General features: G+C 65.6%; 16 protein-coding genes. 12 read left to right on the top strand and 4 right to left on the bottom strand.

Annotated features, from left to right (window positions below; all coding sequences use genetic code 11):
* Positions 1 to 33 precede the first annotated feature (33 nt).
* From ACTZWU_RS03150 to metK, 6 genes are all read left to right on the top strand, one after another.
* On the top strand, positions 34 to 594 hold the full coding sequence (locus ACTZWU_RS03150) for a DUF1285 domain-containing protein (RefSeq protein ID WP_444735909.1): 561 nt from the start codon (positions 34 to 36) through the stop codon (positions 592 to 594).
* A 2-nt stretch (positions 595 to 596) separates the two neighbouring features.
* A complete protein-coding gene (locus ACTZWU_RS03145; RefSeq protein ID WP_444735908.1) occupies positions 597 to 1,382 on the top strand; it encodes a hydroxypyruvate isomerase family protein in 786 nt (261 codons plus the stop codon).
* 370 nt (positions 1,383 to 1,752) lie between these two features.
* Positions 1,753 to 3,573 (top strand): translational GTPase TypA, encoded by a 1,821-nt coding sequence (typA, locus tag ACTZWU_RS03140; RefSeq protein WP_444735907.1) that lies wholly within the window; start codon positions 1,753 to 1,755, stop codon positions 3,571 to 3,573.
* Positions 3,574 to 3,836: 263 nt separating this feature from the next.
* Positions 3,837 to 4,448 carry a TetR-like C-terminal domain-containing protein gene (locus ACTZWU_RS03135; protein ID WP_444735906.1) on the top strand — a complete coding sequence of 204 codons (612 nt, stop codon included), beginning with the start codon at positions 3,837 to 3,839 and terminating at the stop codon, positions 4,446 to 4,448.
* A 113-nt stretch (positions 4,449 to 4,561) separates the two neighbouring features.
* Positions 4,562 to 5,947: an adenosylhomocysteinase gene (gene ahcY / locus ACTZWU_RS03130; RefSeq protein ID WP_444735905.1), complete on the top strand. Its 1,386-nt coding sequence runs from the start codon at positions 4,562 to 4,564 to the stop codon at positions 5,945 to 5,947.
* Positions 5,948 to 5,951: 4 nt separating this feature from the next.
* Positions 5,952 to 7,130 carry a methionine adenosyltransferase gene (metK, locus tag ACTZWU_RS03125; protein WP_444735904.1) on the top strand — a complete coding sequence of 393 codons (1,179 nt, stop codon included), beginning with the start codon at positions 5,952 to 5,954 and terminating at the stop codon, positions 7,128 to 7,130.
* Between the two features lie 60 nt (positions 7,131 to 7,190).
* Here metK and ACTZWU_RS03120 read toward each other — a convergent pair whose 3' ends face one another.
* Both ACTZWU_RS03120 and ACTZWU_RS03115 read right to left on the bottom strand, forming a co-directional pair.
* Positions 7,191 to 7,547 (bottom strand): DUF4870 family protein, encoded by a 357-nt coding sequence (locus ACTZWU_RS03120; RefSeq protein WP_444735903.1) that lies wholly within the window; start codon positions 7,545 to 7,547, stop codon positions 7,191 to 7,193.
* On the bottom strand, positions 7,544 to 8,020 hold the full coding sequence (locus ACTZWU_RS03115; RefSeq protein WP_444735902.1) for a type II toxin-antitoxin system RatA family toxin: 477 nt from the start codon (positions 8,018 to 8,020) through the stop codon (positions 7,544 to 7,546). Before ACTZWU_RS03115 ends, ACTZWU_RS03120 begins: the two co-directional genes overlap by 4 nt.
* Before the next feature lie 68 nt (positions 8,021 to 8,088).
* On the opposite strand from ACTZWU_RS03115, the gene ACTZWU_RS03110 reads away from it, so the two are divergent.
* From ACTZWU_RS03110 to ACTZWU_RS03090, 5 genes are all read left to right on the top strand, one after another.
* Entirely contained in the window at positions 8,089 to 8,274 is a 186-nt protein-coding gene (locus tag ACTZWU_RS03110) for a hypothetical protein (RefSeq protein ID WP_444735901.1), read from the top strand.
* A gap of 362 nt (positions 8,275 to 8,636) precedes the next feature.
* Entirely contained in the window at positions 8,637 to 9,215 is a 579-nt protein-coding gene (locus ACTZWU_RS03105) for a YqaA family protein (protein ID WP_444735900.1), read from the top strand.
* Positions 9,212 to 9,688, top strand: a complete 477-nt coding sequence (locus tag ACTZWU_RS03100) for a disulfide bond formation protein B (protein ID WP_444735899.1) — start codon at positions 9,212 to 9,214, stop codon at positions 9,686 to 9,688. Before ACTZWU_RS03105 ends, ACTZWU_RS03100 begins: the two co-directional genes overlap by 4 nt.
* A 172-nt stretch (positions 9,689 to 9,860) precedes the next feature.
* Positions 9,861 to 12,563: a DNA gyrase subunit A gene (gene gyrA, locus ACTZWU_RS03095; protein ID WP_444736412.1), complete on the top strand. Its 2,703-nt coding sequence runs from the start codon at positions 9,861 to 9,863 to the stop codon at positions 12,561 to 12,563.
* 56 nt (positions 12,564 to 12,619) lie between these two features.
* Positions 12,620 to 13,726 (top strand): AI-2E family transporter, encoded by a 1,107-nt coding sequence (locus tag ACTZWU_RS03090; RefSeq protein WP_444735898.1) that lies wholly within the window; start codon positions 12,620 to 12,622, stop codon positions 13,724 to 13,726.
* A gap of 3 nt (positions 13,727 to 13,729) precedes the next feature.
* On the opposite strand, the gene ACTZWU_RS03085 is transcribed toward ACTZWU_RS03090, so the two are convergent.
* Positions 13,730 to 16,213 carry a DUF3772 domain-containing protein gene (locus tag ACTZWU_RS03085; protein ID WP_444735897.1) on the bottom strand — a complete coding sequence of 828 codons (2,484 nt, stop codon included), beginning with the start codon at positions 16,211 to 16,213 and terminating at the stop codon, positions 13,730 to 13,732.
* 2 nt (positions 16,214 to 16,215) lie between these two features.
* Positions 16,216 to 17,247 carry a cysteine synthase A gene (locus ACTZWU_RS03080; RefSeq protein ID WP_444735896.1) on the bottom strand — a complete coding sequence of 344 codons (1,032 nt, stop codon included), beginning with the start codon at positions 17,245 to 17,247 and terminating at the stop codon, positions 16,216 to 16,218.
* A gap of 247 nt (positions 17,248 to 17,494) precedes the next feature.
* On the opposite strand from ACTZWU_RS03080, the gene ACTZWU_RS03075 reads away from it, so the two are divergent.
* Positions 17,495 to 17,711 (top strand): transposase (locus ACTZWU_RS03075; RefSeq protein ID WP_444735895.1); only part of this gene is annotated, 217 nt, incomplete at its 3' end.

The following is a 17,711-nucleotide window of genomic DNA, read 5'->3' as shown; positions in this document are numbered from 1 at the left end:
ACATAACAGGATGACGGGAGGCAACCAGACAGAATGGCGCAAGAGGGTGACAAAAGCGTGAGGGCGCCGACATCGGCCGAGGCCCTGGCCGAAGCTGCGCGACTGGCCGGCAAGGCTGGCGGATTGCCGCCTGTCCACCTGTGGAACCCGCCTTTCTGCGGTGATCTGGACATGGAGATCCGCGCCGACGGCAGCTGGTTCTACAACGGCACGCCCATCGGGCGCCCGGCGATGGTGCGGCTGTTCTCGACCATCCTCAAGCGCGAGGGCGACCGCTATTTCCTTGTCACCCCGGTCGAGAAGGTCGGCATCCGGGTCGAGGATGCGCCCTTCGTCGCCGTGGACGCCACCATCGCGCCTGACGCGATCACCTTCGTCACCAATGTCGGGGACACGGTCGTCGCGGGGCCGGATCACGCGATCATCCTGCGCGGTTCGGCGGATCAGCCCCGGCCCTATCTGCATGTACGCGCGGGTCTCGAGGCGCTGATCGACCGCAAGACCTTCTACCGGCTGGCCGCCGCCGCGTCCGAGGGCGAACAGGGCCGTGCGGGCGTCACCTCGCAGGGCCGGTTCTTCGCGCTGGAGCCCTGATCATGCCGCGTTTCGCAGCCAATCTGTCGGTGCTGTTCACCGAATTGCCGATGCTTGAACGCTTCTCCGCCGCGGCCGAGGCCGGGTTCGAAGGGGTCGAGATCCTGTTCCCCTATGATCTGGCCACGCGCGATCTGTCGCGCGCCGCCATCGCCGCAGGCATGGAGATCGTGCTGATCAATGCCCCGCCCCCGAACTGGACTGGCGGGCCGCGCGGCTTCGCCGCTGTGCCGGGCCTCGAGGAGCGGTTCCGGCGCGATTTCGAACGCAGCCTGCGCGTGGCCGAGGCGCTGCGCGTGCGCCACATCCACCTGATGGCGGGCCGCGCCGAGGGCCCCGAGGCCCATCGCGTCCTGATCGAGAACCTGAAATGGGCGGTCGAACGCGCCCCCCATGCCAGCCTGACCATCGAGCCGAACAACACCGATGACATGCCGGGCTCGTTCCTGTCGAACTACGATCAGGCACTCGAGATCATCGACATCGTCGCGGCGCATAATCTGGGGCTGCAGTTCGACGCCTATCACGCGCAGGCGATCACCGGCGACATGATGGCCTGCTGGCATCGCGTGGCGCCTCTGGTGCGGCATGTCCAGATCGCGGGTCATCCCGGACGGCAAGAGCCTGACGACAAGGGGCCGGATCAGGGCGCGATCGATTATCCGGCCTTTTTCCAGCTGCTGGACGAATGGGTCTATCACGGCTGGGTCGGCGCCGAATACACGCCCCGCGCCCTGACAACCCAAGGGCTGGACTGGCTGCGCGCCGCGCCCCGGCGGATCGACTAGGCCCGGACGGCGGGTCCCCGCCACCGGCGCGCGCCGTCGCGCGGGGCAGGAACCCGCAGGCCGGTCCGGTTGTTGGCATCACAGAACAGACATCTGTGCCTGCCGCGCCCGACGGGCCGGACCAACCGAAGAAGGAAATACCATGAATTCGATCATCTACATCATCGGCCTTGTCGTCGTCGTCATTTTCGTGCTGTCCTTCCTGGGACTGCGCTGAGGCGCCGACGGCGCGGGCCGCTGCACAGCCCGCGCGCAAAAAATAGCCCTTCAGGCGGGCTTCGGTCGCGTGACCGGGGCCCGTTTTCGAATTGTCACTGGCCTTTGCAGCCCACATCCGCTAGGGCAGCCGCGAATTGCAAAGAAGGCCGCCATGGATATCCGCAACATCGCCATCATCGCCCACGTCGACCACGGCAAGACGACTCTCGTCGATCAGCTGCTGCGCCAGTCGGGGGCCTTCCGCGAGAATCAGGCCGTCGCGGAACGCGCGATGGACAGCAACGACATCGAACGCGAGCGCGGCATCACGATCCTTGCCAAGGCGACATCGGTCGAATGGAAGGGCACGCGCATCAACATCGTGGACACGCCCGGCCACGCCGATTTCGGCGGCGAGGTCGAACGCATCCTGTCGATGGTCGATGGCGTCTGCCTGCTGGTCGATGCCGCCGAAGGCCCGATGCCGCAGACCAAGTTCGTGACCTCGAAGGCCTTGGCGCTTGGCCTGCGCCCCATCGTGGTGCTGAACAAGGTCGACAAGCCCGCAGCCGAGCCGGACGATGTGCTGAACGACGTGTTCGATCTGTTCGCCAACCTTGGCGCCAATGACGAACAGCTGGACTTCCCGCATGTCTATGCCTCGGGGATCGGCGGCTGGGCCGACGCGACGCTGGACGGCGAGCGCAAGGACATGTCGGCCCTGTTCGACCTGATCCTGAAGCACGTGCAGCCGCCCAAGCAGGTCGAGCGCGCGGCCGAGCCGTTCCAGATGCTGGCCACCACGCTTGGCGCCGACCCCTTCCTGGGCCGCCTGCTGACCGGCCGGGTCGAGGCGGGCACTGCCAAGGCAGGCGACACGCTCAAGGCGCTGTCGCGCGATGGCGAGCGGCTGGAGCAGTTCCGCATCAGCAAGATCCTGGCCTTCCGCGGCCTGACCCAGACCCCGATCGATGTGGCCGAGGCCGGTGACATCGTGACCATCGCCGGTATGTCCAAGGCGACCGTGGCCGACACGCTCTGCGCGCCCGAGGTGGACACCGCCCTGCCCTCGCAGCCTATCGATCCGCCGACCATCAGCGTCACCTTCGGCATCAATGACAGCCCGCTGGCCGGTCAGGACGGCAAGAAGGTGCAAAGCCGCGTCATCCGCGAGCGCCTGATGCGCGAGGCCGAGGTCAACGTGGCCATCAAGGTCGAGGATACGCCGGGCGGCGAGGCCTTCGTCGTCTCGGGTCGCGGCGAATTGCAGATGGGCGTGCTGATCGAGAACATGCGCCGCGAGGGGTTCGAACTGTCGATCTCGCGCCCGCGCGTGATCTTTTCGGAAGAGAACGGCCAGCGCATGGAGCCGATCGAAGAGGTCATCATCGACGTCGATGACGAATATACCGGCGTCGTGATCGAAAAGCTGACCGGAGAGCGCAAGGGCGATCTGGTCGACATGCGCCCCGCAGGCGTCGGCAAGACCCGCATCATCGCCCATGTCCCCGCCCGCGGCCTGATCGGCTATCAGGGCGAGTTCATGACCGACACGCGCGGCAACGGCGTGCTGAACCGCATCTTCCACGGTTGGGCGCCTTACAAGGGCGCGATCCAGGGCCGCCGTCAGGGCGTTCTGATCAGCATGGAGAACGGCGTTTCGGTCGCCTATGCGCTGTGGAACCTGGAAGAGCGCGGCAAGATGTTCATCGGCGCGCAGGAACAGCTTTATACCGGCATGATCATCGGCGAACACTCGCGCGACAACGACCTGGAAGTGAACCCGCTGAAGGGCAAGAAGCTGACCAACGTGCGCGCCTCGGGCACGGACGAGGCCGTGCGCCTGACGCCCCCGGTCCGCATGTCGCTGGAAGAGGCCATCGCCTATATTAACGACGACGAACTGGTCGAGGTCACGCCCAAGAACATCCGCCTGCGCAAACGCTATCTGGACCCGCATGAGCGCAAGCGCCAATCGCGCGCGGACGCCTGATTGACTAGAACTTGAAGCATTCCCCGGGCCGTTCTGACGGGCCGGGGAATTCGCATTGAGGCAAGGCGCTGATTTGTCTGCTCAATTTCTTGCCCGGACAATAAGCAAAGATTCGGCCCGCAGTCCGTGACACCGCCGCCCGGGCGCCAACTTGGCCTTGTCAAGCGCGCGGCGAGACCCCATTTTCGTACTGCTTGGTTTTCGGTTTTTTCCTGTCGTCGCGTTTGCTTGTTCAACCGAGTCACGGGATGGTCAGGGGCATGATGACAAACAGCTTCCCACGGCAGACGGCATCCTTGCACGAGCGCGCCATGGCCGCCTCGCTGCAACTGACCGACAGCCTGGGCCAGGTGCCGTCGCTGGCGCAGGTGGTCGCGTTGATCGACGTGCCCAAGGGCAGTATCGACCCCGCCTTTTCCGAAGGTCGGGATCTGCTGATCGCCGCCATCGAGCGATCCCTGACGATCCTCATCGACGATTGCACCCGCGCGGTGGTCAAGGTCGACCCCGAAGACCCCGTGGCGCAGTTCACCGCCATCGGCGAGGCCTATCTGGAATGGGCCAGCCGACATCCCGCGCAGTTCCGCCTGCTGGCGGACACCCGGCGGCTGGATTACCGAACCGTGCCCCGGCTGCGCCGCTATGTGGACAGCCTGAACGAGCTGATGTCGCGGCTTCTGCTGCGCGCACGCGATCAGGGTCGCCTTCATCCGCGCGAAGATATCGAGATGCTGGTCCTCTCGTCGCGTTGTTTCGCGATGGGCGCGGCCAGCATGATCGTGGACGGGCGTCTGGACGCAACGGACGGGCTTGGCGCCGCGAAACGGATGATGCGCGACTTCGTTCTGAGGATGGCACGCAGCAGCAGGCCCTGAGCGGGCGGCACCCAGACCTTCAGCAGCCCTGCGCGACGGAATAGCCCCTTTCGGCGCACCGACCCTTGGGTTATGTCCGTCCCCACGCCCGGAAAAGATGGAAAGCAGCACCCGTGACCGATTACATCATCAAGGACATCGCGCTGGCCGATTACGGCCGCAAGGAACTGGACATCGCCGAGACCGAGATGCCGGGCCTGATGGCGCTGCGGGCCGAATATGGCGACAAGAAACCCTTGGCCGGCGCCAGGATCGTGGGCAGCCTGCACATGACCATCCAGACCGCCGTCCTGATCGAGACGCTGACCGCGCTTGGCGCGGATGTGCGGTGGGCCTCGTGCAACATCTATTCGACCCAGGACCATGCGGCGGCCGCTATCGCCAAGGCGGGCGTGCCGGTCTTTGCGATCAAGGGCCAGAGCCTCGAAGAGCATTGGGATTACCTGGATCGGTCGTTCCAGTTCCCCGAAGGCCCCAACCTGATCCTCGACGATGGCGGCGATGCGACGCTCTATGTCCTGCTAGGCGCGCGCGCCGAGGCCGGGGAAGAGATCATCCCCGTCCCGCAATCCGACGAAGAGGCCGTGATCAAGGCCCAGATCGCCAAGCGGATGGCGCAATCGCCCGGCTGGTTCACCAAGATGCGCGACCAGATCGTCGGCGTGTCGGAGGAGACGACAACCGGTGTCCACCGCCTGTATGACCTGATGAAGAACGGCCAGCTGCCCTTCCCGGCGATCAACGTGAACGACAGCGTGACCAAGTCGAAATTCGACAACAAATACGGCTGCAAGGAATCGCTGGTCGATGGCATCCGCCGCGCGACCGACGTGATGATGGCGGGCAAGGTCGCCGTCGTCTGCGGCTATGGCGATGTGGGCAAGGGTTCCGCCGCCTCGCTGCAAGGCGCGGGCGCGCGCGTGAAGGTGACCGAGGTCGATCCGATCTGCGCGCTGCAGGCCGCGATGGACGGGTTCGAGGTCGTGACGCTGGAGGATGTGGCGGCGACCGCCGACATCTTCATCACCACCACCGGCAACCGCGACGTGATCCGGCTGGAGCATATGCGCGAGATGAAGGACATGGCCATCGTCGGCAATATCGGCCATTTCGACAACGAAATTCAGGTCGCGGCCCTGCGCAACCACAAATGGACCAACATCAAGGACCAGGTGGACATGATCGAGATGCCCTCGGGCAATCGCATCATCCTGCTTTCGCAGGGGCGCCTGCTGAACCTGGGCAACGCGACGGGCCATCCGTCCTTCGTGATGTCGGCCAGCTTCACCAATCAGGTGTTGGCCCAGATCGAGCTGTGGACAAAGGGCGACGACTACAAGCCCGGCGTCTACATTCTGCCCAAGGCGCTGGACGAAAAGGTCGCCCGCCTGCATCTGGAGAAGATCGGCGCGAAGCTGTCGACCCTGTCGCCCGAACAGGCCGCCTATATCGGCGTGACGCCGGAAGGCCCCTTCAAATCCGATCATTACCGGTATTGAGCGCATGACCGAATACACGACCTTCACCTCGGAATCCGTGTCCGAAGGCCATCCTGACAAGATCGCCGACCAGATCAGCGACGCCATTCTGGACGCCATCCTGGCCGAGGACCCGCGTGCCCGCGTCGCCTGCGAGACCATGGTCAAGACCGGCGTGGCGATCATCTCGGGCGAGATCACGACCAGAGCCTGGGTGGATCTGGAATCCATCGTGCGCGGCGTGATCAACGATATCGGCTATACCAGCAGCGATGTGGGCTTCGACGGCGCGACCTGTTCGGTGATCAACATCATCGGCAAGCAATCCCCCGAGATCAACCAGGGCGTTGACCGCGAAAACCTGGAGGAACAGGGCGCGGGCGATCAGGGGCTGATGTTCGGCTATGCCTCGGACGAGACCGACGTGCTGATGCCTGCGCCCATCACCTATGCCCACCGGCTGGTGGAACGTCAGGCCAAGGTGCGCCGCGACGGCACCCTGCCCTGGCTGCGGCCCGACGCGAAGTCGCAGATCACCATGCGCTACGGCGCCGATGGCCGCCCCGAGGCGATCGACGCCGTGGTCCTGTCCACCCAGCACAACCCCGAGATTGCGCTGGCCGACCTGCGCGAGGCCGTGATCGAAGAGATCATCAAGCCGGTCCTGCCCGCCGCATGGCTGTCGGCGGACACCAAGTTCTTCATCAACCCGACCGGCAAGTTCGTGATCGGCGGGCCGGTGGGCGATTGCGGCCTGACCGGGCGCAAGATCATCGTGGACAGCTATGGCGGCATGGCCCGACACGGCGGCGGCGCCTTTTCGGGGAAAGACCCGTCCAAGGTGGACCGCTCGGCGGCCTATGCGGGGCGTTGGGTCGCCAAGAACATCGTCGCCGCCGGGCTTGCGACGCGCTGCGAAATCCAGGTGAGCTATGCGATCGGCGTGGCCGAGCCGACCTCGATCAGCCTCAACTGCTTTGGCACCGAGACGGTGCCGGTGGAACGGATCGTGGCCGCCGTGCGCCGCGTCTTCGACCTGCGCCCCTTCGCCATCATCCGCGAGCTGGACCTGCTGCACCCGATCTATCGCCCGACGGCCAGCTATGGCCATTTCGGGCGCCAGCCCTATGCGCTGGCCGGGGCCACGGCCTTCAGCTGGGAACGCACCGACCGGGCCGAGGCCCTGCGCGACGCCGCAGCCTGAGACAGCAAAAGGGCCGCCCCGGACGGGCGGCCCTTTTCGATTCCGGCACTGGCACATCCCTCAATAGGCCATCATGCCCCAATAGCGGGTGCCGGTGATCGGGCGGCTCTCATTGGCCAGAAGGAAACCGGAAATCACCCGGATCACGCCCCAGACGGCCAGAAACACCCAGATCAGAAAGCCGATGCCCACAACCATCGTGATCATCGCCAGCAGGCCGATGGCGAGACTGATCCAGAAGGTACGGATCTGGAAGGTCAGATGGCTGTCCGCGACCTCGCTGCCGCCGCGCGCGATATAGGCGTAGACCACCCCGATCAACGACGGAATGGCCGAGAAATAGCCAAGCGCATAGAGCGCATAGATGATCTTGGCCGGCATCATGTCAGGTTCGCGGGTCTCTGTCAGTCGGGTCATGCTTGAGGGTCCCCTCCATAAAGCTTGCGTGCGCGATCCTCGAAGGCGCGCACGATACGGGACATGGCCTCGTGAAAGACCACGCCGATCAGCTTCTGCAGGATAGCGTTGCGGAATTCGAAATCCACGAAGAAATCGACATGACAGCCGCCTTCCGGACGGTCGACAAAGGTCCAGCCGCTGCGCATGTGCTTGAAAGGGCCATCCAGATATTCGGTGTCTATCCGCAATTTCTGCTGGTCATCCTCGGGCCATAGCAGCACGCGGCTGCCGAAGCGTTCGCGAAAGACCTTGAAGCTGATCACCAGATCGGCGGCGATCTCTTCGGCGCCCTCGGCGGTGGGCCGGCGCGACCGGATGCGCGCAGCGCTGTTCCAGGGCAGGAACTGGGGATAGCTTTCGATATCCGCGACCAGATCGTACATCTGGCGGGCCGTATAGGGCAGGTCGCGGCTGTCCTGATGGTGGGGCAAGGCGGTCTCTTGTGTTTCAGCGCGGCGTCTGGTTCGAATTCGACCCGGGATTACAGCGAGGGGCTGGCATGAACAACATGGTGTGGCTGCTCAGGGCGGTGAAATGGGCGCGAAACCCGCCAAGTGCGCGGACGGTGCGGCTGGTCCTTGCCGTGATCGGCCTCGCGCTGCTGGTCGTGCTGATCGAATGGCTGGGGCTTTGGCCCGACTGGGCGACGCTGGATCAGGGCCGCGCCCCGCGCCTGCCGCGATGACCGGACTCAGCGGCGCCGCTTGCGTTCGATCCGGACAGGGACCGGGCGCGGGCGCGGTGCCGCCAGCCGCAGGGTGATGGCGAACGCCGTCAGCGTTCCGATCAGGGTCAGTGCAATCAGGGTCATCGAAACCTCCGTCTTGGCCCGAAGATCGGCACGGACCGCACGATTTTGAACGTGTCATATTGCCTCGGGCCGCGCCAGTGGCAAAACGTCCCGCCCCACGCGGTCCCGACACGTCCTTTAACGCAGCTGGTGCGTCCGATGTTCCCGCATCACGCCCATGCGAGCGCCAGGCCGAGGGGCTTGACCTCGCGGCTGGCAGGCGGGATGACCCTTGCAACGATAATCCGAGGGGCACGATGCTGCGCAGGCTTTACGACTGGACCATGGGCCTTGCCGGCCATCCCCGCGCCGATGCGGCCCTGTTCGGGGTCAGCTTCGTCGAAAGCTCGGTCTTTCCGATCCCGCCGGACGTGCTGATGATCCCGATGGTGCTGGCCCAGCGCGCCCGCGCGCTAATCATCGCGACGATCTGCACGGCGGGTTCGGTGCTGGGGGCGCTGCTGGGCTACTGGATCGGCGCGGCGCTGATGGACAGCGTCGGCCAGTGGGTGCTGACCGCCTATGGCAAGGAGGACGCCTATGCGAGCCTGACCGCGCAATTCGCGCTGCATGGCGGCTGGGCGGTGCTGATCGCGGCGGTGACGCCCTTCCCCTTCAAGGTCATCACGATCTTTTCGGGCGCGGTGGGCTTTTCGCTGCCGCTGTTCATCGCCACCTCGATCCTGGGCCGGGCGCTGCGCTTCTTCATCGTCGCGGGCCTTCTGTGGCGCTTCGGCGAGCCGATCCGCGACTTCATCGAGCGGCGGCTGGGCCTGGTGTTCACCATCTTCATGGCCTGCCTGATCGGCGGCTTTCTGGTCCTGGGGGTTCTATGAACGGCACGCAGCTTTCTCTTCTGGCCGGGGCGGGCTCGGGTTTCCTGCTGATCGCCGCGCTTGGCTTTCAGGCGGCGGGCTATGCGCCTTGCGAATTGTGCATCCTGCAACGCTGGCCGCATGTGGCGGCTGTCGCCGTGGCGGGGCTGGTCTGGCTGACGGGCCGGGTGCGGGCGCTGGCGGTTCTGGGCATGATCGCGGCCGGCGCGGCGATGGGGCTTGCGCTTTACCATGTCGGGGTCGAGATCGGCTGGTGGCAGGGTCCGGCGCATTGCTCGGGCGGCGTCGGCGACCTGGCGCAGCTGTCCACGGCCGAGCTGATGACCCGCCTTCAGGCCGCCCCCGTGGTGCGCTGCGACGAGGTCGCCTGGCGGTTCATGGGCATCTCGATGGCGGGCTGGAACGCGATCCTCTCGGCGGGTCTGGCGGGGCTGTGGCTGCTGGCCGCGCGCAAGGGTAACAAACCCGCCTGAAACGCCATTCAAGGCGCTGAAAAGACGGGGGCAAGATTGCCCCCCGCCCCCCTGTCGGCTATACCTCGGACCAACAAGATGTTGAGGACGACCCGTGGCCGACACCCCAGAAGACGATCTGCCCGAAACCCCCGAGACCGGCGAGGAAACCACCGCCGAAACGCGCGTGGTGATGCATCACGACGGGCCGGTGATCGACATTTCCTCCGAGATGCGGACCTCGTATCTGGATTACGCGATGTCGGTCATCGTCAGCCGCGCGATCCCCGATCTGCGTGACGGGCTGAAGCCGGTGCATCGCCGCATCCTCTATGCGATGAACGAGGGCGGCAACACCGCCGACAAGCCTTATCGCAAATCGGCCCGCTCGGTCGGTGACGTGATGGGGAAATACCACCCCCACGGCGACAGCGCGATCTATGACGCGCTGGTGCGGATGGCGCAGGACTTTTCGATGTCGCTGCCGCTTCTGGACGGTCAGGGCAATTTCGGGTCCATGGACGGCGATGCGGCGGCGGCGATGCGCTACACCGAGGTCCGCATGGACAAGGTGGCGAATTACCTGCTGATGGATATCGACAAGGACACGGTCGATTTCCAGGACAACTACGACGGCAAGGACCGCGAGCCGACCGTCCTGCCCGCGCGCTTTCCAAACATGCTGGTCAACGGCGCGGGCGGCATCGCCGTGGGCATGGCCACCAACATCCCGCCCCACAATCTGGGCGAGGTGATCGACGCCACGCTGGAGCTGATCGAGAACCCCGACCTGCCGACCGAACGCCTGCTGGAGATCATTCCCGGCCCCGATTTCCCGACCGGCGCCACGATCCTTGGCCGCTCGGGCGCGCGCAAGGCCTATCTGGAAGGGCGCGGCAGCGTGCTGATCCGGGCCAAGACCCATATCGAGGAACCCAGAAAGGACCGCTTCGCCATCGTGGTGGATGAGATCCCCTATCAGGTGAACAAGTCCACCCTGATCGAACGGATCGCCGAACTGGCCAAGGAAAAGAAGATCGAGGGGATTTCCTCGGTCCAGGACGAATCCGACCGTCATGGCGTGCGCGTGGTCGTGGAACTCAAGCGCGACGCGACGCCGGATGTGGTGCTGAACCAGCTGTTCCGCTTCACCCAGCTTCAGACGACCTTCGGCTGCAACATGCTGGCGCTGAACGGCGGCAAGCCCGAGCAACTGGCCCTGCGCGATTTCCTGAGCCACTTCATCACCTTCCGCGAAGAGGTCGTCGCCCGCCGCACCGCCTTTGAACTGCGAAAGGCGCGCGAACGCAGCCATGTCCTGTGCGGTCTGGCCGTCGCGGTCAGCAATGTCGATGAGGTCGTGGCAACGATCCGGTCCTCGGCCGACGCCGCCGAGGCGCGCGAACGGCTGATGGAACGCCGCTGGCCCGCCCATGAGATCGTCGAGTATCTGCGCCTGATCGACGACCCGCTGCACCCGGTGAACGAGGACGGCACCTACAACCTGTCCGAGATCCAGGCCCGCGCCATCCTTGACCTGCGCCTGCAACGCCTGACCCAGATCGGCGTCAAGGAAGTCACCGACGAACTGCAATCGCTGGCCGATGCAATCCGCGACTATCTTGCGATCCTCGCCTCGCGCGAGCGGATCATGGGCATCATCTCGGCCGAACTGCGCGAGGTGCGCGACCTCTTCGCCGTGCCGCGCCGCACCGAGATCGTGGACTGGTCCGGCGACATGCTGGACGAGGACCTGATCGAACGCGAGGACATGGTCGTCACCATCACCTCGGGCGGCTACATCAAGCGCACCGCGCTGGCCGAGTTCCGCAGCCAGCGCCGGGGCGGCAAGGGCCTGTCCAGCATGGCGACCAAGGAAGACGACGTGGTCACCACGCTGTTTGTCGCCAACACCCATACCGAACTTTTGTTCTTCACCACCGACGGGATGGTCTATCGCCTCAAGACCTGGCGGCTGCCGCTTGGCGGGCGGACCGCCAAGGGCAAGGCCATCGTGAACATCCTGCCCATCGATCCGGGCGTTTCCATCGCCGCGCTGATGCCGGTCGATGCGCCCGATACCGAATGGGAGAATTATCAGGTCATCTTTGCCACCTCGCAGGGTGACGTGCGCCGCAACGCGCTGTCGGACTTCACCAGCGTTCGCGCGAACGGCAAGATCGCCATGAAACTGCCCGAGGGCGTCAGCCTGATCGGCGCACGCATGGCGACCATCGACGACGACGTGATGCTGCTGACCGCGCAGGGCCGTGCGATCCGCTTCCCGGCGACGGCGGTGCGGGTCTTCAAGGGCCGCGATTCGACCGGCGTGCGCGGCATCCGTCTGGGCGATGACGACAGCGTCGTCAGCATGGCCGTGATCCGCCATTTCGAGGCCGACCCGGCCGAGCGCGCCGCCTATCTGAAGATGCGCCGCGCGGTCGCCGGCGCGCTGGATGACGGCGCCGAGGCCGACGAGGACGAGGAAGCAGCAGAGGCTTCGAGCGAGGGCAGCATCACCCAGGAACGCTATGCCGAGATGTCGGCGGCCGAGGACCTGATCCTGACCATCACCGCGCGCGGGGCGGGCAAGATCAGCTCCAGCCACGATTACCCGGTGCGCGGGCGCGGCGGTCAGGGCGTGATGGCGATGGACCGCGCGATGCGCGGCGGCGATCTGGTCGCGGCCTTCCCGGTCGAGACGGATGACCAGATCATGCTGGCGACCTCGACCGGGCAGTCGATCCGGGTGCCGGTGGAGGGGATCAGCTTCCGGTCGCGCACGGCGGGCGGTGTCAGGGTGTTCAACACCACCAATGGCGAGGTCGTCGTCTCGGTGGCCCGGATCGCCGAACAGGGCGATAGCGAGGCATTGACCGAAGGGTCGGAAGACTGACACCATAGGCCCGGCCCCATCGCGGGCCGGGCTTTCTTCATCACCCGAGGGGCGACGTGGACCAATCGAACGAATCGGTTTTGCGCGAACGGCTGCAAACCGGATTTCTGGGCATCATCGCCTTTTCGCTGCTGCTGTTCATGCTGGTCCAGGCGCGCTTCATCCTGATCTCGCTGGCCATCGCGATCATCCTGTTCTCGCTGACCTCAGATGCGATCCACGCGATCTCGACCCGGCTCAAGGTGCCGAACTGGCTGGCCACGACGCTGGCGCTGATCGCCATCGCGCTTGGCATCCTGTGGGTCTCGACCACCATCGTCGCGCAAGTCAACGAGATCGTGTTCCTGTCGATCACCTATGCAGAACGCGCGCTGGTCGCCCTGCCCGCCCTGACCGAACGTCTGGGCCCCGAGGCGCAGGAACGCATCATGCTCACGATCACGAACTTCAACATCACCGGCTGGATCCGGTCGCTGGCCGGACAGGCGGGCGGCATCCTGCAGGGCAGCGTGCTGGTGATCCTGTTCGTAGGCTTCATGTTCGCCGAGCGCGTCTGGTTCCCGCTGAAGGTCGAGCGCCTGACCGAGAATGCCGACAAGGCCGTGCAGGTCCGGCGCATCATCTCGTCGATCATGCACCGCGTGAACCGCTATCTGGTCGTCAAGACCGGGGTCAGCGCGGTCACATCGGTACTGGTCTACGCGATCTTCCGCACGGCGGGTCTGGAACTGGCAATGGCCGTCGCCATCCTGACCTTCATCCTGAACTTCATCCCCTCGGTCGGGTCGATCATCGCGACGGCCGTCGCCACAATCCTGGTCTTCGTGCTGACCGGCGACATGACCGTGACCGCGATCATCGGCGTCTCGATCACGCTGGTGCAATTCGTGATCGGCAATGTGCTGGACCCGATGCTTCTGGGGCAGACGCTGCGCCTGTCCAGCTTCGGGATCATCCTGTCGCTGGCCTTCTGGGGCGCGGTCTGGGGCATTCCGGGGATGTTTCTCGCCGTGCCGATCATGGTCGCGCTGATGATCGTCTGCGCCCATGTGCCCTGGCTGCGGCCCGTCGCCGTGATGCTGTCGCGCGAGGGGCTGCCCGATGACGGCAGCGGCGACCCGGTCGAGACCGCGCCAAGCCGGATCAGCGGCGGCGCGGCCTGACGCCTAGCGCGCGTCCAGATCGGCCTCCGGGGTGTCATCCGCGGCAGGCAGGGCACGGGCGGTTTCCTGACGCGCCGCGGCGATGCGCGGATCGGGCTGGCCCGCCAATGCCGTGGGAGCGGTTTCGCGGGGGCCGGGATGACCAGGCAGGGCTTCCGGATTGCGTAGCCAGATGTCGCGCTGCGCGAAGGGTATCTCGATCCCTTCCTCGGCAAAGCGGCGCGCGATCTCGTGCAGCAGATCCGAGGTGACGCCAAGCCCGGTGCCCACATCGGCCAGGATCGCCCGGATTTCGAAGTCCAGCGAATCGGCTCCAAGCGCCCGGAACAGGATCGAGGGCGGGGGATCGATGGCAACCAAAGGGTGATCTTCGGTGATCTCGCGCAGCACACGCTCGACCTTGCGTGTGTCGCTGCCATAGGCGACGCCGACCGGAATGATGATCCGCCCGATCTTGTTGTGGCGCGTCCAGTTCGTGACCGGCTGACTGATGAAGTCGCTGTTCGGGACGATCACCTCGGTCCGGTCGAAGGTCTCGACCAGGGTCGAGCGGATCGAGATGTTCTTGACGATGCCCTGCTGGCCGCCCGCACTGACCCAGTCGCCCACGCTGACCGGGCGTTCGATGAGCAGGATGATCCCGCTGACGAAGTTCGACACGATGTTTTGCAGGCCAAAGCCGATGCCGACCGACAACGCGCCCGCGACGATGGCAAAGGCCGACAGGTCGATCCCCGCCGAGGTGATGGCGATCAGCGCCGCGATGAAGATCCCGACATAGCCAAGGCCCACCACGACCGCATTCTGGCCGCCCGCGTCCAGCCGCGTCTTGGGCAGGATCGAGCTGCGGAAAACGCCCTGCACCGCGCGCGTGATGCCGTAGCCCACCGCAAAGACGATCAGCAGCATCAGCACCGCGCCCGGCGACAGCGTGACCCCGCCGAGGCTGAAACCGGCAAGGAAGCGCTGCCAGTACTCGCCCAGCTCGCTGGTCGAGGCGCCCCAGATCACCAGGAAAAGCGGGATCGATAGCAGAACCAGCGCAAAACCGATCAGCAGCGGCGCCAGACCCTCGCGGGCGCCTTCGGCCCCGCGCTGAAGCAGGTAGAAAAGGTCCGCGATGAAATCCTGCATCAGGATCAGCAGCGCGATCAGCGCCAGCGACAGAAGCCAGGGCCAGACCATCAGGTTGCCCAGGTTCACATAGCCCGCCGCCGTGACCACGATGGCCAGCGGCCCGATGATCCGCGTCAGCCGGCCGGCCCAGGCCATGACCCAATGGCGATAGGACAGGTCCTGCGTCACGGCTTCTCGCGTCAGGCGGCGCAGGATATTGCCCAGCCGCACCATCGCCAGACCCGCCAGCGTGATCAGCACCAGATGCCAGACCCCTGCCCCGGCCTCGGGGAACAACAGCGGCACGCGGCTGACCTGCGCCTCGCCCTGTTCATAAAGCCCGGCCAGCGGCAGCGCGGCCCGGGTCAGAAGGTGATGAGCCGCGAAAAGGATCGCGAGGGCGCGGACCACCCGCCCCGCCGAGACGCGCGCTTGTTCGGTCATCTGCAACGAAGTATAGGCGATCGCTTTCTGCGGAAACAACGAGCGCGCCAGCCAGATGCCGCCGAACAGGATCACCGCCGACATGGGCAGCGCGTTCAGGAAGGGCGTCGTCCAGGGACCGGGCAGGCCTGTCGCCTGCAGCGCGTTGATCAGCAGCGCGACCCCGATCATCGGAATCGCGATCTGGCCGAGCGAGGTGACGAAGGCCAGCACCGCGCGCGAATGGTCCGAGGCCCGGACCGAGAGGCGCGAGGGCAGCGAATCGACCCAGGCCCGACCATAGGTCAACAGCGCCAGCGCGGCGAGAAGATAGGCGATGGCCGCGGGGAGCTTGGGCCGCAGGGCAGTGATCGTTTCGGGACCGACCTCGCGCAGGACGATCTCGGCGCCCACGCCCTCGGCCAGGGACAGCCCGGCCGAGGCCGCCTGAGCCCAAGACCCCGGCAGCAGCGGCGAGGGCGTCTGCTTGGTCAGTTCCAGGGCCTGACGCTGGCGGATCACCTCGTCGATCTGGGCGATCACGGAATTGGCGCGGCTGACCGCCTCGGCGGCGGCCACGCGCGGGGCCTGCGCTGTGGCAAGCTGCTGGTTCAGTTCGGTACGGCGCGCGGCGGTTTCCTCGGCCTCGGTCTCGCCTTCGGCGGGGGCGGCGCCGAGGGCGTCGATCTGGCTGCGCAGGGTCGCGATGCGTTCGGCGTTGACGCTCTGCCCCTGCCGCAGCTGGTCGCGCCATTCAACGATCCGCGCGCGGGTCTGGGCCAGCTGTGCGTCGGTCGCCTGAGGGTTGACGATCAGGTCCTCGGCCCGTTCGGCGACCAACTCCCATGTCTGGTAGTTGATCGCCTGTTGCTGCTGTTGGGCGGCAAGCGGAAAGGCCAGCGCCATGGTCAGGACCATCAGCGCCGCAGCAAGAACAGATCGGAACATTGTCACCCTTCGTAAACTTCGGGCAGCGAGGGCGCACCGCGGGTCAGCCACTCCGGCACCGGCAGCCCCTTGGCCCGCAGGAATTCCGGGTTGAACAGCTTCGTCTGGTAGCGGGTTCCATAGTCACACAGGATCGTGACGATCGTGTGGCCCGGCCCCATCTCGCGCGCCATGCGGATCGCGCCCGCGACGTTGATCCCGGAAGAACCGCCAAGGCACAGCCCTTCGTGTTCCAGCAGATCAAAGACGATGGGCAGCGCCTCGCTGTCCGGGATGCGCCAGCTGAAATCGGGGGTGAAGCCCTCGAGGTTCGCCGTGATGCGGCCCTGGCCGATGCCCTCGGTGATCGACGAGCCCGGGCTGTCGAATTCGCCGGTCGTATAGAAGGAATGCAGCGCCGCGCCCTCGGGATCGGCCAGACCGATCTTGACCCCGCGCGGGGCCAGCGCCATCGCCACGCCCGCCAGCGTGCCGCCCGAGCCCACCGCGCAGGTGAAGCCATCGACGCGGCCCTGGGTCTGGTCCCAGATTTCGGGACCGGTCGTCTCGATATGGGCCTGTCGGTTGGCGACGTTGTCGAACTGGTTGGCCCAGATCGCGCCGTTGGGTTCGGTCCGCGCCAGAGCCTCGGCCAGACGGCCCGAATAGCGGACATAGTTGTTGGGGTTCTTGTAGGGCGCCGCCGGAACCTCGACCAAGGTCGCGCCGGCCAGACGCAGCATGTCCTTCTTTTCCTGGCTCTGCGTCTCGGGGATCACGATGACGCTGCGAAAGCCCATCGAGGCGCCAACCAGCGCCAGACCGATTCCGGTATTGCCCGCCGTGCCTTCGACGATGGTGCCGCCGGGCTTGAGAAGACCACGCGCCACCGCGTCCTTGATGATATAGAGCGCAGCCCGGTCCTTGACCGACTGGCCGGGGTTCATGAACTCGGCCTTGCCCAGGATCTCGCAGCCGGTTTCCTCGCTGGCGCGCTTCAGACGGATCAGGGGCGTGTTGCCGATCGCATCGGCCAGATCAGAACAGATTCGCATGGCGATCGACCTTCTTCCGGTTGTTGTGACGTTGAGGTTTACCTACACATGCCCCCGCCCGAGGGGCAAGCCCACTGACCTGCTGCCTTTGGACTCAGCGTTCGCAGGCCAGCCCTTCAGGGGTTGGGTCCTAGTTCGACCATCGACGATCCTCGGACGGAGAGAGGTGGTTCCGGGAATTTGAACAGCTTGGATAGGTGGGTTTTCCGCGTAACAGCAGCATGATGCTGCGATCGAGGAGAAGACCATGGCAAGACGACCGCGCCGGAACCACAGCCCGGGATTCAAGGCGAAGGTGGCAGTAGCCGCGATCAAGGGCGAGAAGATCCTGATCGAGTTGGCACAGGAATTCGACGTTCATCCAAACCAGATCAAGCAGTGGCGCGATCAGCTGCTCGAGGGCGCGACCGGTGTGTTTGGGGAAGCCTCGAAGGCCGAGCCGGAACCCACTATCGATGTGAAGT

This window comes from Paracoccus sp. NSM (genome assembly GCF_052379855.1).
GTDB lineage: Bacteria > Pseudomonadota > Alphaproteobacteria > Rhodobacterales > Rhodobacteraceae > Paracoccus.
This window is presented reverse-complemented; position numbering and strand designations above follow the sequence as displayed.

Excerpts from the sequence above, each read along its gene's own strand:
- gyrA (WP_444736412.1), top strand. The coding sequence starts at position 9,861 with ATGCATCACGACGGGCCGGTGATCGACATTTCCTCCGAGATGCGGACC.
- ACTZWU_RS03135 (WP_444735906.1), top strand. The coding sequence starts at position 3,837 with ATGACAAACAGCTTCCCACGGCAGACGGCATCCTTGCACGAGCGCGCC.
- ACTZWU_RS03145 (WP_444735908.1), top strand. The coding sequence starts at position 597 with ATGCCGCGTTTCGCAGCCAATCTGTCGGTGCTGTTCACCGAATTGCCG.
- typA (WP_444735907.1), top strand. The coding sequence starts at position 1,753 with ATGGATATCCGCAACATCGCCATCATCGCCCACGTCGACCACGGCAAG.
- ACTZWU_RS03085 (WP_444735897.1), bottom strand. The coding sequence starts at position 16,213 with ATGTTCCGATCTGTTCTTGCTGCGGCGCTGATGGTCCTGACCATGGCG.
- ACTZWU_RS03110 (WP_444735901.1), top strand. The coding sequence starts at position 8,089 with ATGAACAACATGGTGTGGCTGCTCAGGGCGGTGAAATGGGCGCGAAAC.
- ACTZWU_RS03100 (WP_444735899.1), top strand. The coding sequence starts at position 9,212 with ATGAACGGCACGCAGCTTTCTCTTCTGGCCGGGGCGGGCTCGGGTTTC.
- ACTZWU_RS03105 (WP_444735900.1), top strand. The coding sequence starts at position 8,637 with ATGCTGCGCAGGCTTTACGACTGGACCATGGGCCTTGCCGGCCATCCC.
- ACTZWU_RS03120 (WP_444735903.1), bottom strand. The coding sequence starts at position 7,547 with ATGACCCGACTGACAGAGACCCGCGAACCTGACATGATGCCGGCCAAG.
- ACTZWU_RS03150 (WP_444735909.1), top strand. The coding sequence starts at position 34 with ATGGCGCAAGAGGGTGACAAAAGCGTGAGGGCGCCGACATCGGCCGAG.
- metK (WP_444735904.1), top strand. The coding sequence starts at position 5,952 with ATGACCGAATACACGACCTTCACCTCGGAATCCGTGTCCGAAGGCCAT.
- ACTZWU_RS03080 (WP_444735896.1), bottom strand. The coding sequence starts at position 17,247 with ATGCGAATCTGTTCTGATCTGGCCGATGCGATCGGCAACACGCCCCTG.